Source organism: Priestia sp. FSL H7-0729 (assembly GCF_038005685.1).
Lineage (GTDB): Bacteria > Bacillota > Bacilli > Paenibacillales > Paenibacillaceae > Paenibacillus.
The window spans coordinates 140624-154940 of record NZ_JBBOTQ010000001.1; the positions used below are offsets into that span (position 1 = coordinate 140624).

Consider the following 14317-nt stretch of genomic DNA (forward strand, 5'->3'; position numbering starts at 1 on the left):
CCGTTCTATATGATGGACCTGAAACACTTGTCACCATTAAGCAGTCTGCACAAAGAAAATTCCAGCGAATGGTGCGTGAGCAGATGCTGGACCTTTTCGCAAAAATAAATAACCGTTTGCATCAGGAAGACCCAATACATCTCGATATGGTTCAGGAAAATCTCCGGAATATATCTGACACACCAGTTGATATTCCTCTACCAGGTGGTCGATTCCTTTCACACCGTTTGGTAAAGTGGGGGAGAAGAATGAAAATGCAGGGAATTCCTGTTCGTCTAACTCCATTTCAATCAAACGTACGCCGTTTAACGGAATGGGTGGCACGGGACATACGGAAGTAAGTGGATGCGAAGATACCGAGACATAAGTGCATCCGGCGAGAATATTCTCGTTCCACTCCAGTTCATCTCCCGTATAGGTTACCTGATCCAGAAAGTATTCGGAAGCGGAGTAAGTCGAGAAGACCGAGATATATTTATCTTGTGGTATAGAAGGGATATGGACCTGCTGTGAAAGTGTGTTGCAATTGATGGAGAACAGATGTAATAGAGGTTGCCCCTCAGGGTTGAGCGGCCAGTCTGCAACGTATGCAATTTCTCCACCAATCCACATGCCAGAGTCTTGGTTTGGATCATCGGGGTCAACTGTAAATCGAGTAACTTTGTACATGTGTAAAACTCCCTTCAGTGTGTATTTTGGCTTTCCCTATGTACTGCTCTATATGTTTTCATATAAGCATTCATTGCTTCATTTCAGTATAAATGAGATGATGTGGAATGAGAATCAGTACAAGGTACTAACTCTTGCAGGAGTAAACAGATGAGAAGTGGTGACACATGTTAATTAACAAATACATAAGTGAAACGGGATTCTGCTCCCGTAGGGAAACGAATCGATTAATTGCAGCCGGACGCATAACGATCAATGGCAGGGTATGTGAAAAAGGGGCGCATGTTGAACCTCATGATGTGGTACTCATTGATGGCAAGGAGATTCCTCGTAATGACAGCGAACCTGTCTACATTGCTCTGAATAAACCGATCGGTATTGTCTGCACAGCAGCAGAACATGTGGAGGGGAACATCATTCAATATATGAATTATCCTTCTCGCATATTTGCGATAGGCAGGCTGGATAAGGCATCTGAGGGGTTGATTTTACTTACGAATGACGGAGGCATTGTGAACAAGATGATGCGTTCGGAGCATAATCATGATAAAGAATATGTAGTGACTGTGGACAAACCCATAACCGAGGAATTTGTAAAGTCCATGTCTGATGGTGTTGAAATTCTGGACGTGGTGACCAAGCCCTGCGAAGTGTATAGGCAAAGTGAAAATGTGTTTCGTATTATTCTGACACAGGGTCTCAACCTGCAGATCCGGAGAATGTGCAAAGCTTTGGGGTACCGCGTATTGAAGCTGGAGCGCGTGCGAATTATGAATATTACGCTGGATCAACTGGAGCGGGGGCAATGGCGTCATCTGGAGCAAGAGGAACTGGAAATTCTGCTGTCTCAATTGAATGAGATAAAATGAAGCAAACACTGAAACAAACACTAACCCCTCAGCGGATTAGTGTTTTTTTTGTTGTTAAGCTTGTGTGCTTTGCGCTCTGAAATGTAAGAGCCGAATAGGGTTAAGAACGCACCAGTTACAATCACCCAGGTGATCTGTTCCCGAAGAACGAGTGCAGATGACAGGACAGTAATGACTGGCACCAGATAGATATATACACTCGTTTGCATAGCTCCGAGAAGATTTACAGCCCGGTTCCAGGTCACGAAACACAATGCTGAGGCACCCAGACCGAGGTACAGAAGATTAGAAAGATTGGTCAACCTTGTGAAGCGCCCGAGTTCCCAATGGAATTCGAACAGGAATAGAGCTGGCAGCATAAAGATCAGGCCATAGAAAAATACTTTGCGGGTTGCACCAATGGTGTGGAAGCCGAGCTGGCCAATTTTACGCATGAATACTGAATAAATCGCCCATACCGCAGGTGCTACAAAAGCAAGCAGATCACCTACCGGGTTCAGTTGCAGCACGAAACTGCCATTCAGTGCGATGAGTAGGATGCCGCTCAAGGCAATCCCAAATCCCATAAGAAAGCGGTGTGTTAACTTCTCACCATCCAGGAAGAAATGTGCGAGCACGGCAGTGAAGAACGGGGCAATGGAGACAATAACACCCACGTTGGAAGCGGTTGTGTACACCAGCGCAATATTTTCAATGAGAAAATATAGAGTCACTCCACATGTGCCTGCTCCGATAAACAAGCACTCTTCCCTGAATGAAGAGGTCCGCAGAGAACGCGGATAGATCAACACGAGCACCAAATACCCAATCAGGAAGCGGAAGAACAAAATTTCCACTGGGGTAAAGTCAATCAGCAGAACCTTTGTCGAGACAAAGGTAGTGCCCCAGATCAATATGGTAAATAAAGCGAGTAAATGTCCGGTAGAGGCTTTAGTGTTTTGATGTCCAAGATGACTTGTCATACGATGTTAGTGGTGGCTCGTTTCAACTCCGAATCATGATTGAAGATACGTCTATATTGCTTGGGCGTCAGGCCAATCAGTTTTTTGAAAAAATTCGTGAAGTGGCTCTGGTCGCTAAATCCTGTCTGTGCAGCAACTTCAATGGGAAGCTGACCTTGTTCCAGGAATCGTTTGGCTTGGTTAATACGAATCGTCTCCAGGTAGCGGTAGGGTGATATGCCTTTCTGGCGAGTGAACAAACGCAGCAGGTGATATTTGCTCATCTCCGTCAAGTCGGCTAACTCGTTTAATGAGATGCTCTCCATGTAACGAGATTCGATGTACTCACAGATGCGTCTGATCTCTATAGTGACATCCTGAGTGGAAACAGGCGGTTTAGCATCTGAATAATCACGCATCAATTGATCCAGCAGAAAGAGTAACCGTTCTTCTTTGCAGAAATCCGATTGTTCCTCCAGAATCATCTGATGAAGCTCGTGCAGGGAACCCACAAGTTCACTTTGGTAGAGAACGGGGGATGTAAACCGTGGTAAGTATGCTTGTCCGGTAATCTCTCTCGCATACTCACGCATAACCTCAGGCTGGACGTTGATACAGCGATAATCGAGCGTTCTGCCATCGACCTGTTCGCAGGCATGAGGATCAAGTGGATTAAAGACAATCATGTCTCCGCTATTCAAAATGTATTCTTCATTGTTGCAGACGAGATGACGCTTGCCTTGCTCAATAAATCCAATGACATAATAGTCATGAAAGTGATTGGGAAACTTCTGCATAATGCCTTCAAACTGATAAGCTTCTAGCTGTAAGTCGGTATCAAATACCACAGTCCGGACTTCCCGAATCATGATGCACCTTCTTTCTGGTATGTTAAGGTCATTATAGATTGCTAGGAAGGAATTTTCTTGAACGATATTGCTATTGTTCGAAGTGTTCGATCGTATAGATATCTCCAAAAACAAAATACCCGCAATCCCGGAGGGAAAGCGAGCCCTTTGCATAGTATAGTTGATTCATGAGTTCAAACCTACATACATGTGTGAAAAAATGATGTGAGAAAAAATGTCTGGAACGATAAATCATTGTTCTTAGTGTAGCGTAGCCAGTACTTCAGGTGTAAAAGTCTGAATCTCAGAGACGCGGCCTTCGCGTATTTTGGCAGCCCATGCCGGATCACCAAGAAGTGCGCGTCCCACAGCTACCAGGTCAAATTCCTGTTGCTCGTATCGCTTCATAAGTTCGCCCATCCCCGGATGTTTTATTCCATTGCCTTCTGCTTCAGGATCACCTGCCATACCTACAGAACCGACGGTTATCGTGGTTTGACCACTTAGCTTCCGTACCCACCCTGCAAATCCAAGATCAGATCCTTCAAACTCGGGCTCCCAGAAGCGTCGTGTCGAGCAGTGGAAGATATCTACACCCGCGTCAACTAACAAGCTAAGGGATTGTTCCAGTTGTTCGGGTGTGTCGAACAGTCGGGCTTGATAATCATTCATCTTCCATTGGGAAATACGCATTGCAATAGGGAAATCAGGACCCACCGCAGCACGAACTGCCATGACAAGTTCTATCGCAAATTGAGTTCGTTTCCGAAGGTCACCACCGTAGCGATCCGTCCTTCTATTCGTCGTTTTCCAGAAAAACTGATCGATCAGAAATCCGTGTGCACCGTGAAGCTCAATTCCGTCAAAACCGATGCGTTGCGCATTAACGGCTGCATCAGCATAAGCTTGAATCACTGTCGCAATCTCTGCCTCCGTCATGGGTGCCCCTATTTGAGTACCTTCCATATCCATTCCCGATGGACTTAGTGATGCAGCTTCCGGGTGTGGTTTAGATCCTGAAGGACGAACGATTCCCATGTGTAAAATCTGAGGAAAGATTTTGCCGCCAGCATCATGAACTTGTTTGACCACTTCAGACCAGCCTTGAAGAGCTGCTGCTCCGTACATATGAGGGATTCTAGGCTCACTTGATGCAGACGGATGCTCAATGGTCGCACCTTCGGTAATAATGAGTCCAACACCATGCTCGGCACGCCTACGATAATATGCGGCTACATCGGGGCCCGGGACACCATCGGGGGAGAAGGCGCGAGCCATGGGAGACATGACGATGCGCGAGGACAGGGTCAGCTTTGCAACGGTGTATGGTTGAAACAGACGCTCAGTAGAAATAATGTTATATTGTGGATTACTCAAAATATGCACCTCCATTATGTTGTACCTCTCAGTGGGTACGAGTGCAATGTTAGCAATCCCAACAAGTCTACTCAACCAACAGTTCGATTGTTTTGTTGCTTAAGCGAAAGACATGGCTTATTGTATGGTGGCATTGCACTTACTTTCACTTGTTGAACCAATAGCACTTATCTATAATGAAGGAGTCTGGCCAAATATGTTGTGTACAAAGGAGGATTGGGACATGTCTGGTGTATTGTCTCCAAACTCGAACGATCCGCGTGTCATTCGCACTCGGCAATTAATCCTTGATGCGTTTTTAAATCAATTGAATCTTAAAAATTTCAACAGCATTACGATTCAGAATATTACGGAACAAGCCACAATTAACAGAGCCACTTTTTACGCCCATTTTCAGGATAAATATGCACTGCTTGAAGCCTTGTTATCAGATGCTTTTATGGAATATGTAACGAAAAGGGTGGACCCGGATGGCCGTTTATCAGCAGAAACGATACAGCAACTTATATTTTCATTATGTGATTATCACGTCTCAAGCAATGACTGCATCAAGAAATATGAGACGGTTGCACCGATAATTGAAGAAAACATTAAGGCACAGCTGGAACAATTTCTGCTTGAATTAATGAGCAAAGTGGCGAAGGATGTAGATCCCAAAACACTAAAAATAACTGCAACCATGTTAAGCTGGTCGATCTATGGAATGACGTATCGATGGAATATGGATGGAAGACGGGAATCTCCTGCTGACTTGGCCCAGCGAGTTGTCCCCTATATGATGGGCGGATTGGAATTGCTGAATTAACTTAACGAAATTGAATAATTATTCGAATGGACGAAGGAGAAATGACAAGATGATTGATCATTTGGTTGTTTTTAAATTTAACGATAAAACCACACTATCCAAACAGCAGGAATGGGTGGATCAATTGCTCGCGTTACAGGAACAAATCCCGGGGATTGTCGCATTGACCGCAGGGATCAATGTAACGGAAGAAACGGACCGTATTCAAGGTTATACGATTGGGTTGAGAGTGACGTTTGAAGATCAGGACGCACTGCGTGCCTATGGTCCACATCCTGCTCATCAGGCATTTGTAGCTTCGTTGGATGGTTGGGTGGAAGATGTCATTGTTGTTGATTATGCGATATGAAGTTGCGATTCTAGAGGTTAACGACTATAGGAGTTGAAGGTTCCCATGTGTTTAATTTTATTTGCTTACCACATGCATCCAACGTATCCGCTTATACTGGGGTCAAACAGGGATGAATTCTATCACAGACCTACGGCTCAAGCACATTATTGGGAAGATTACCCTCAGATATTGGCAGGGCGAGACTTGTCAAAAATGGGAACCTGGATGGGCGTAACAACCGGTGGGCGTCTGGCTGCTGTTACGAATTATCGTGATCCGAATGAAGAGATACATGCCAAGGGCTCAAGAGGAGATCTGGTTGCTGACTTTTTAAAGGGAACCTCCACACCTGAGCAATACATACAACGTGCGGAGCAAAGACGAGATCATTATCCTGGCTACAATTTGTTAGTGGGTGATCCGGAGAACCTCTATTATTATTCGAATGTGGGCAATGTCGTGATGAAATTGAAACCGGGAATATACGGGATTAGTAATCACTTGATCAATACAGATTGGCCCAAGGTGAAACGTGGGAAAGAAGGGCTGGAGAAAATCATCCATGGGGAGAACGTAGACGAGAATACTCTCACTGAACAAATATTAGGTTTGCTGCAAATGGCAGATCCTTCAGTGGACGAACTTCTGCCTCATACAGGCGTTCCATTGGAGTGGGAACGTTTGTTATCACCTATCTTCGTTAGAAGTGAGAAATTCGACTATGGGACCCGAGCTTCATCCGTTGTTCTGATGAACAGAGAAGAGGTGTTTTTCACGGAGATGGTTCACCAGAACGGAGAGATCATGAAGCAACGTTTTAACATCAAACCTCTTAACTGGACAAGCTGAGGATATGAAATAAGTGATGTTCAGACGTTATATATTTACATGGAGTCATTGAAGTTAAATCACACATTCTTTTTTTCTTCGAGTTGTAAAAGCGTAGTTCCAAACCCCTTATGTTAACTAACGTGACGCGAAGTAAACGGTTTGATAAGACCTTTTGTATAACACGCCCAATTTTAGTTAGGCTCTTTATCTCTTATCACAATTCTATGTTATGAATCATGGAACTTCCCTGAATAGTTTATATAATGTGAATCAACATAACATGATTTTGCAGTGGTTCGGTTGATTCTAATTTCAGGGGGGCAACGTGGGATGAAAGAAACCAAAAAGATGAGAGTATTTTCGCTTGGGATCCAGCACGTACTCGCGATGTATGCGGGAGCAATTCTGGTGCCTTTGCTTGTGGGCAGAGCACTAAATCTGACGGCAGAGCAGTTGGCGTATCTGGTATCCATTGACCTGTTAACGTGTGGCATTGCAACATGGCTTCAGGCTCGGAAAGGGAAGTATTTGGGTATAGGTTTGCCAGCGGTGCTTGGAAGTTCTTTTGTAGCGGTGACACCCATGATTGCGATTGGATCGCAGTACGGAATTCCTGCCATATATGGGTCGATCATTGCAGCGGGGTTATTTATCGTCATTTTTGCCGTGTTTTTCAGCAAAATCGTCAAATTATTTCCACCAGTTGTGATCGGTACAGTAGTAACCATCATCGGTCTTGCGTTAATCCCAACCGGCATTAAAAACATGGCGGGGGGAGTAAACAGCGAGAATTTTGGAAGTTTGGACAATTTGGCCCTTTCTTTTGGCGTATTGCTTTTCATTCTAATTCTGAATCGATATGCTCGCGGTTTGGTTAAATCCCTGGCTGTTCTCCTTGGTATTATCGTGGGGACTCTCATCGCAGCCTTCATGGGAAAAGTGAATTTTGCCGCTGTACAGGAAGCCTCCTGGTTCCATTTACCCCAGCCCTTTTACTTCGGATGGCCCACCTTCGAAATCGGCCCTATCATTACAATGATAATTGTAGGTACGGTCGTGATCATCGAATCAACAGGTGTATTTATGGCTTTGAGCAAAATCTGTGATCAACCGATCAATGAAAAAGATCTGGCACGGGGATATCGCGCAGAAGGTCTCGCGTTTGTCCTTGGCGGTATATTTAATGCTTTTCCATACAATACATTTGCACAGAATGTCGGTTTGGTTCAACTTTCCAAAGTAAAAACCACCAATGTTGTGGTTGCAGCCGGAGGTATTCTGGTCTTTCTGGGGCTCATTCCGAAGGTTGCTGCTTTTGCAACCATTATTCCAAGCGCTGTCCTTGGAGGAGCGACGGTTGTCCTGTTCGGAATGGTCGTCTCATCCGGGATCAAAATGCTGCAAAACGTCGACTTCGGTAAACAATCCAATCTGTTAATCGTGGCTTGCTCCGTTTCTCTTGGACTTGGCGTTACCGCTGTACCCGATTTGTTTGCCCAGCTTCCTCAAAGTATTCGCATCATTGTTAGCGATGGTATTATCACAGGAAGTCTGTCAGCGATCCTGCTCAATGTATTCTTTAACCTCAGTTTTAAAAAAGAAAGCTTACCTGTACAACCCGTACAGGTTCAGGAAGCACATACGTAATTCTTGTAATAACATACATGCCATAGCGTATACGGAATAGATCCAAGACGGTTTTTCTGGGAAGTGGAATGAAAGGGAATGACTCCACTTGGCAGAGAAACCACTTGGATATTTTTGTGTCAAACCTACGATGTGTTATTTCCTACATCCAAGTTACGATTCATGAGGAATGCAAAAGATAAGTAAATATGCTAAAGTTTCATCAAGAACATTTTATATGTTCGTTTAAGCCAACAACCTCTACATTGAATTTCCATGCGACTACATAAATGAGCATTGGTTCACAAGGCTAAAATATAACCGAGGGATATCCCTTGGTACAGAAAAGGAGTTGTGAGCATCATGCAACAAGCGACGTCGAACAAAGGCTGGAATTTGGACAATAGTTATGCACAGTTACCGCAACCCTTTTTTACAAGTCAGGGCGCAGTGCCTGTTGAATCACCAAAGCTAATCATATTTAACAGACTGCTTGCATCCAGTTTGGGGCTGAATGTGGAGTCTCTTGACAGTGATGAAGGAGCGCAAATTTTTGCAGGTAACCTGACACCGGAAGGAGCCGAACCATTAGCTCAGGCCTACGCAGGCCATCAATTCGGCAATTTCAACATGCTTGGTGATGGACGGGCTTTGCTGCTGGGAGAACAGATCACGCCACAGGGTGGGCGAGTGGACATCCAGCTGAAAGGTTCAGGAAGAACACCTTACTCCCGTGGCGGAGATGGACGAGCTGCTGTTGGACCCATGTTGCGCGAATATATCATTAGTGAAGCGATGTATGCACTGGGTATTCCAACAACTCGCAGTCTGGCGGTGGTGTCTACAGGCGAAAACATTATTCGCGAAACAGAGCGACCTGGGGCTATCTTGACCCGTGTGGCTTCGAGTCATATCCGGGTAGCAACCTTTCAGTACGCAGCAAGATGGGGGTCTATTGAAGATCTTAGGGCGTTGGCCGATTACACGTTGCATCGACATTTCCCTGAGGTTGCTCAATCCGAAAATCGTTATCTTTTGCTCCTTCAGGAAGTGATTAAACGGCAGGCGGCTCTCATTGCCCAATGGCAGCGTGTTGGTTTCATTCATGGTGTGATGAACACGGATAACATGGCCATTAGTGGTGAGACCATTGATTACGGTCCATGCGCCTTTATGGATGCTTACAATCCTGCGACCGTATTTAGTTCCATTGACAGACAAGGTCGCTATGCATATGGCAATCAACCTTATATTGCCGGCTGGAATTTGGCTCGATTTGCCGAGACACTTCTGCCGTTATTGCATGAAGATGAAGAGCAGGCGGTGCAACTTGCGCAGGATGCTATCGCACAATTTTCTGAATTGTACCATCAGCACTGGCTCAAGGGGATGCGTGCCAAACTGGGCTTGTTGGACGAAGAAGCCGAAGATGAAGCACTGATCAAGGATCTCCTTGAACTCATGGAGAAGCATAGTGCAGATTATACCAATACGTTCTTGGCTTTGACCTTTGATACATTGGATGGGACAACAATGTATGCCTCGACAGAATTTTCTGAATGGCACGCCCTTTGGCAATCAAGACTGGACAGACAGCAGGGAACGAAGGAAGTCTCTAAGCAGTTAATGAGAACAAACAATCCAGCTGTCATTCCCCGCAATCACCGGGTTGAAGAAGCGCTTGAGCGAGCAGAAAATCACGGAGATCTTAGCGTAATGGAGAAGCTTTTGGCTGTTCTTTCAGACCCATTTGCGCATTCAGCCGAGCAGGCTGAATATGCTGAACTACCTGCACAGTGCGATACTTCGTACCAGACTTTTTGTGGGACCTGATTGAACAGGATGGAAGAAGAGGCTGCCTTGGGCAGCTTTTTCATTTTTATTTGATAGGCAGGTGTATTCATTGTCCAACATCTTAAGCAAACAACAATTGGCAGACATCCTTTTACAGCTTTTAGAGCGAACAACTTTCCGCAGGGAACAGATGCAGAACTATGTTAACCGCTTGTTTGAGACCTTTAAATGGGACGGTGTACCCTATGTTGAGAATGGAAAAGATGCGTATATCGTTCAAATATACGAACGTGGTCTCGTCTCGTTAGAGAAAAGGGTAAAACAGCCGGAGGAAGTCATCTATTGGCTGCTGGAGGATATTATTTTCACCGCGACGCATGTAGAGTTGTTGGAAAGACATGGTGTCGATAATATAAAGACCCATTTGAACTATACAGATGAAGTCATGAAGGAACTGAACAGGGGTGTTCAGGAAGCTTTCCAGCAGATCGGTGATCCGTATTTACATTGGTATCAGACGGGTAAACGTCAGGAGTTAAAGAGCTCGGAATAAAGAAAAGTGATGTGTGTTACGTGAGCGAGCAAGATATCCATGATGTATGGTATGAGTATGCTGTATTATTTGTCGAAAAAAAGAATGAATCTGAACAGGGCTGGGCAGCCTTAACTTCATTTACTGAACTGTGGGATATTCCTAAGTTACTCTCAATGGAACAAGAGCAGCAGTTAGATGTCTTGGATGAGCAATTTTGGAATAATGAGGATCAGATTGCAGAGAAATCCTATGGTTATTATTACGGAAAATTGAACATGGTGACTATATAACCTGGTTTCAATGAAGCGTCAGTTGTTCTATTCCAAGTTTGCATACTTGGTCTTGCAATGACTCAAACGTTCGGCTATACTTGCTATAAATTGAATACATGAATCACGTTGATAGAGCGCAGTAGCGGCTTTGTCCCTGTTACAGAAAGTCAGGGGTTGATGGAACCTGATACATACAAGGGCTGCGAATTACACTCTGGAGTACTTGGGTAATGCCAAGCGGATGGGCAAACGATATATTGCCAAAAGTGGTATGGATAGCGTGTTAAGGTCATATGTTGTCCATGCAATTTGGGTGGTACCACGGTTATGATAATCGTCCCTGTGTCTAATGAAGACAAGGAGGCGATTTTTTTGTGTCCAAAAAAACCGTTCCAGTGTGTTATTTTGCAATTTAACGTGAATCATGACTGAATACTGAGGATAGAAAAGGGGTTATAGGAATGAATATTATTGATGAACTACAGTGGCGTGACGCCATTAACCAGCAGACGGATGCAGAGGGACTGCGTGAATTGACCGAAACCAAATCAGTCTCATTGTACTGCGGTGTTGACCCTACAGGGGACAGCATGCATATTGGACATCTAATTCCCTTCATGATGCTGAAACGTTTTCAACTGGCAGGACACCGTCCGGTTATTTTGATTGGTGGAGCTACAGGTACGATTGGTGATCCAAGTGGTCGGCAGGCAGAGCGTTCTTTGCAAACGATGGAGCAAGTGCAAGAAAACGTGGATGCACTGACAGCGCAGATGAAGAAGTTGTTTGTAACAGACGGTGATAATCAGGTTCGCATGGTGAACAACTACGATTGGACACACAAAATCAATGTTATTGAATTTTTGCGTGACTACGGGAAAAACTTTAACCTCAACACGATGCTGGCCAAGGATGTCGTTGCGAGCAGACTGGAAGGCGGAATCTCCTTCACCGAGTTTTCCTACCAGATCCTTCAATCACTCGACTACCTGCACCTGTTCCAGAACGAAGATGTACAGCTTCAAATCGGCGGTTCGGATCAATGGGGGAATATCACGAGTGGTCTTGATCTGATTCGCAAAAAAGAAGGATCTGAAGCAAAGGCGTACGGTTTGACTATTCCGCTCATGCTTAAATCCGATGGAACCAAATTTGGTAAAACAGCTGGTGGTGCAATCTGGCTGGATCCGAACAAAACGACACCATTTGAATTCTACCAGTTCTGGGCGAATACAGATGACCGTGATGTGATCAAATACTTGAAATACTTTACCTTCCTGAGCAAAGAAGAAATTGAAGCTTTGGCCGAAAAGGTAGAGACAGAGCCGCACAGACGTGAAGCACAGAAAGCACTTGCGGAAGAAATGACAAAATTCGTTCACGGCGAAGAAATGCTCGAACAGGCTAAGCGCATTACAGCGGCGCTGTTCAGTGGTGATATCCGTTCCCTGACAGCCGACGAAATCGAGCAGGGTTTCAAGGAAATGCCAACTTATGAAACGGACGGCGAAGCCAAAAATATCGTGGACTGGCTCGTGGATTTGGGTCTGGAACCATCCAAGCGCCAGGCGCGTGAGGATGTCACTAAAGGTGCAATTTCCATGAATGGTGAGAAAATCACGGAGCTTGAATTCACGGTGTCTGCAGAGCACGCCATTGGCGGTAAATTCATCATTATCCGTAAAGGTAAAAAGAATTACAGCCTGGTTAAACTTCAATCGTAGTACAACTACAGAAACAAAAAGACCGTCTTCCATCTCTGTCAAGCGACAGAGCGGAGACGGTCTTTTGTATAACAGGTCATTGCCTGACCTATATTATTGATTAACGATCGCTGTGATTTCTTCATCCAGATCAAGTCGTACGTTCTCACGGTACGCCCGAATGTTGTATTCACTGTGCAGGTAACGAAGAATCGCTTCAATCATATTGGACTCTACCAGATATTGACTACGGCCTTGAATCCAAACTTCAGCGGAATAACCGGTATCTTCTTCCCAGCTCAGTTCTACGTTCACATCGGTTGGACGTACACCCTTACGTTCTGCCATATGAATACAGATTGCATTCACAATTTCATCCATGCTCAGAACCATAGAGATTAGTACCGTCCGTTTCTGTTACGGTCATCATCACGATCATCATTGCGGCGGTCATAACGACCATCCGCTGCAGGTTTACGACGGTTGGAGATGGCTCTGAAGAGTGCCATAGCCAGCATAACAATCAACATGATTGCTGCAACGTTCACGAGCAATCCGAGGATGTTACCCAGGGCGCCCATGCCACCGAACAATCCACCGAACATCATACCAGCAAGACCACCAAGCATCATGCCTTTCATGAATCCTCCGCCACCGCCGAAGAATCCACCACCACGAGTTGCAGCTGCACCAGTACCAGAGTTATTACCGGAATTGGATTGATTCACGTTGCTATTGGAGTCGGATTTCTTAGGTGTGTTGGTATAACTTTTTGTACCGGATTTGAATCCGCCACCACGTCTTGCATCCGCAGAGTCCGGATTCGTTACTCCCACTGTTGCGAACAATAATGTAAAGGCCATAAATACCATCATTAGATGTTTAACTCCGAATTTTTTCTTCATTGTAAAGATCGTAACCCCCCGATTAATTTGTTTGATTCGCCCAAAATGGGCCTTACTCATGTAATACGGTCAACTTGCAGGAACGTTTCAAATTTTATTAAATTTCTGAAACGCTTGGACTTGGGTCTTGAATTGCGGCTTGGCCATCAAGCAATTGGGTAACCCAATGACACCACTCCAGGCCTGTTTGCGCATGCATTAACCCTTTTTGTACCAAGATGTAGCTTCCAAAATCTCGGTTGCCTACACGAAGATTATCCAGAGGTATACGTGACTTCAGATCCTCGAAGTAACGTATGCGTTCCATAAACCAGCTTTTACGCTCGTTAAGAATGCGTCTCATGCTTCCGTCTTCCGCAATGCCAACACACAGGATACGCAAATTAAACTCATCGCGTGTAACTGGTGCGGTAACAGGAGTGATCATCCATTCCAAGAGTTTTTCAATACCTTTTTCCGTAACTGCGTACATTTTCTTGTCCGGCTTGTCAGACTGTTGTACCCAGCGGGAGGCCAATAACTCATCGTTTTCCATCTTGGACAGGAGTGGGTAGATCTGGCTGTGTTTCGCCTGCCAATGCGGCTGAATCTTCAGCATCAGATCATAACCCGATGACTCCTCGCGGGTAAGCAGCCCGAGCAATCCGTAGGAAAGTATGTTCATGCACATGTCTCCTTAATATTAGGGCTGGGTCAGAGAAAATAAACCTTTTTGCTTTCTTTGACCGCTTTCATAAAAGTGTACACTGAAACTGTATGGTTTGACAACCTGACAGAGCAACCGCCTTAATTTAGACAAAAAAAAGTGCGA

At 44.9% G+C, this 14317-nt stretch carries 16 protein-coding genes and 1 other annotated feature; of the genes, 9 read left to right on the top strand and 7 right to left on the bottom strand.

Annotated elements, in window-relative coordinates:
* Window positions 1-36 precede the first annotated feature (36 nt).
* Window positions 37-669 (bottom strand): hypothetical protein, encoded by a 633-nt coding sequence (locus MHH93_RS00615; protein ID WP_500052149.1) that lies wholly within the window; start codon window positions 667-669, stop codon window positions 37-39.
* A gap of 167 nt (window positions 670-836) precedes the next feature.
* Here MHH93_RS00615 and MHH93_RS00620 point away from each other — a divergent pair, with 167 nt between their 5' ends.
* Window positions 837-1538 carry a pseudouridine synthase gene (locus MHH93_RS00620; protein ID WP_500052150.1) on the top strand — a complete coding sequence of 234 codons (702 nt, stop codon included), beginning with the start codon at window positions 837-839 and terminating at the stop codon, window positions 1536-1538.
* A 20-nt stretch (window positions 1539-1558) separates the two neighbouring features.
* Here MHH93_RS00620 and MHH93_RS00625 read toward each other — a convergent pair whose 3' ends face one another.
* The 3 genes from MHH93_RS00625 to MHH93_RS00635 all read right to left on the bottom strand — a co-directional run bounded on the left by MHH93_RS00625 (window position 1559) and on the right by MHH93_RS00635 (window position 4704).
* Window positions 1559-2500, bottom strand: a complete 942-nt coding sequence (locus MHH93_RS00625; RefSeq protein WP_500052151.1) for a DMT family transporter — start codon at window positions 2498-2500, stop codon at window positions 1559-1561.
* A complete protein-coding gene (locus MHH93_RS00630; RefSeq protein WP_500052152.1) occupies window positions 2497-3348 on the bottom strand; it encodes an AraC family ligand binding domain-containing protein in 852 nt (283 codons plus the stop codon). The genes MHH93_RS00625 and MHH93_RS00630 overlap by 4 nt, the downstream gene beginning before the upstream one ends.
* Window positions 3349-3588: 240 nt before the next feature.
* Window positions 3589-4704 (bottom strand): NADH:flavin oxidoreductase, encoded by a 1116-nt coding sequence (locus MHH93_RS00635; protein WP_500052153.1) that lies wholly within the window; start codon window positions 4702-4704, stop codon window positions 3589-3591.
* Window positions 4705-4927: 223 nt separating this feature from the next.
* Here MHH93_RS00635 and MHH93_RS00640 point away from each other — a divergent pair, with 223 nt between their 5' ends.
* From MHH93_RS00640 to tyrS, 8 genes are all read left to right on the top strand, one after another.
* A complete protein-coding gene (locus tag MHH93_RS00640) occupies window positions 4928-5509 on the top strand; it encodes a TetR/AcrR family transcriptional regulator (RefSeq protein ID WP_500052155.1) in 582 nt (193 codons plus the stop codon).
* Between the two features lie 49 nt (window positions 5510-5558).
* Complete coding sequence (locus MHH93_RS00645; protein ID WP_500052157.1) at window positions 5559-5858, top strand: Dabb family protein; 300 nt, start codon at window positions 5559-5561, stop codon at window positions 5856-5858.
* Between the two features lie 45 nt (window positions 5859-5903).
* Window positions 5904-6689 carry an NRDE family protein gene (locus MHH93_RS00650; protein ID WP_500052158.1) on the top strand — a complete coding sequence of 262 codons (786 nt, stop codon included), beginning with the start codon at window positions 5904-5906 and terminating at the stop codon, window positions 6687-6689.
* A gap of 312 nt (window positions 6690-7001) precedes the next feature.
* Window positions 7002-8318 (top strand): nucleobase:cation symporter-2 family protein, encoded by a 1317-nt coding sequence (locus tag MHH93_RS00655; RefSeq protein WP_500052159.1) that lies wholly within the window; start codon window positions 7002-7004, stop codon window positions 8316-8318.
* A 342-nt stretch (window positions 8319-8660) separates the two neighbouring features.
* Window positions 8661-10130 (top strand): protein adenylyltransferase SelO, encoded by a 1470-nt coding sequence (locus MHH93_RS00660; RefSeq protein ID WP_500052160.1) that lies wholly within the window; start codon window positions 8661-8663, stop codon window positions 10128-10130.
* Window positions 10131-10200: 70 nt separating this feature from the next.
* Window positions 10201-10644 (top strand): Imm63 family immunity protein, encoded by a 444-nt coding sequence (locus MHH93_RS00665; RefSeq protein WP_500052161.1) that lies wholly within the window; start codon window positions 10201-10203, stop codon window positions 10642-10644.
* A 20-nt stretch (window positions 10645-10664) separates the two neighbouring features.
* Window positions 10665-10916: a hypothetical protein gene (locus MHH93_RS00670; RefSeq protein ID WP_500052163.1), complete on the top strand. Its 252-nt coding sequence runs from the start codon at window positions 10665-10667 to the stop codon at window positions 10914-10916.
* Between the two features lie 99 nt (window positions 10917-11015).
* Window positions 11016-11243: a binding site (T-box leader), on the top strand.
* Between the two features lie 116 nt (window positions 11244-11359).
* On the top strand, window positions 11360-12622 hold the full coding sequence (gene tyrS / locus MHH93_RS00675; protein ID WP_500052164.1) for a tyrosine--tRNA ligase: 1263 nt from the start codon (window positions 11360-11362) through the stop codon (window positions 12620-12622).
* Between the two features lie 93 nt (window positions 12623-12715).
* Here the strand turns inward: tyrS and MHH93_RS00680 are convergent, their stop codons facing one another.
* The 3 genes from MHH93_RS00680 to MHH93_RS00690 form a co-directional block, all read right to left on the bottom strand.
* On the bottom strand, window positions 12716-12994 hold the full coding sequence (locus tag MHH93_RS00680) for a YxcD family protein (RefSeq protein ID WP_017687903.1): 279 nt from the start codon (window positions 12992-12994) through the stop codon (window positions 12716-12718).
* A 5-nt stretch (window positions 12995-12999) separates the two neighbouring features.
* Complete coding sequence (locus MHH93_RS00685; protein ID WP_062835013.1) at window positions 13000-13506, bottom strand: hypothetical protein; 507 nt, start codon at window positions 13504-13506, stop codon at window positions 13000-13002.
* 97 nt (window positions 13507-13603) lie between these two features.
* The gene (locus MHH93_RS00690) at window positions 13604-14170 is read right to left on the bottom strand and encodes a PadR family transcriptional regulator (protein ID WP_253437997.1); all 567 of its coding nucleotides are present in this window, start codon (window positions 14168-14170) and stop codon (window positions 13604-13606) included.
* Window positions 14171-14317 lie beyond the last annotated feature (147 nt).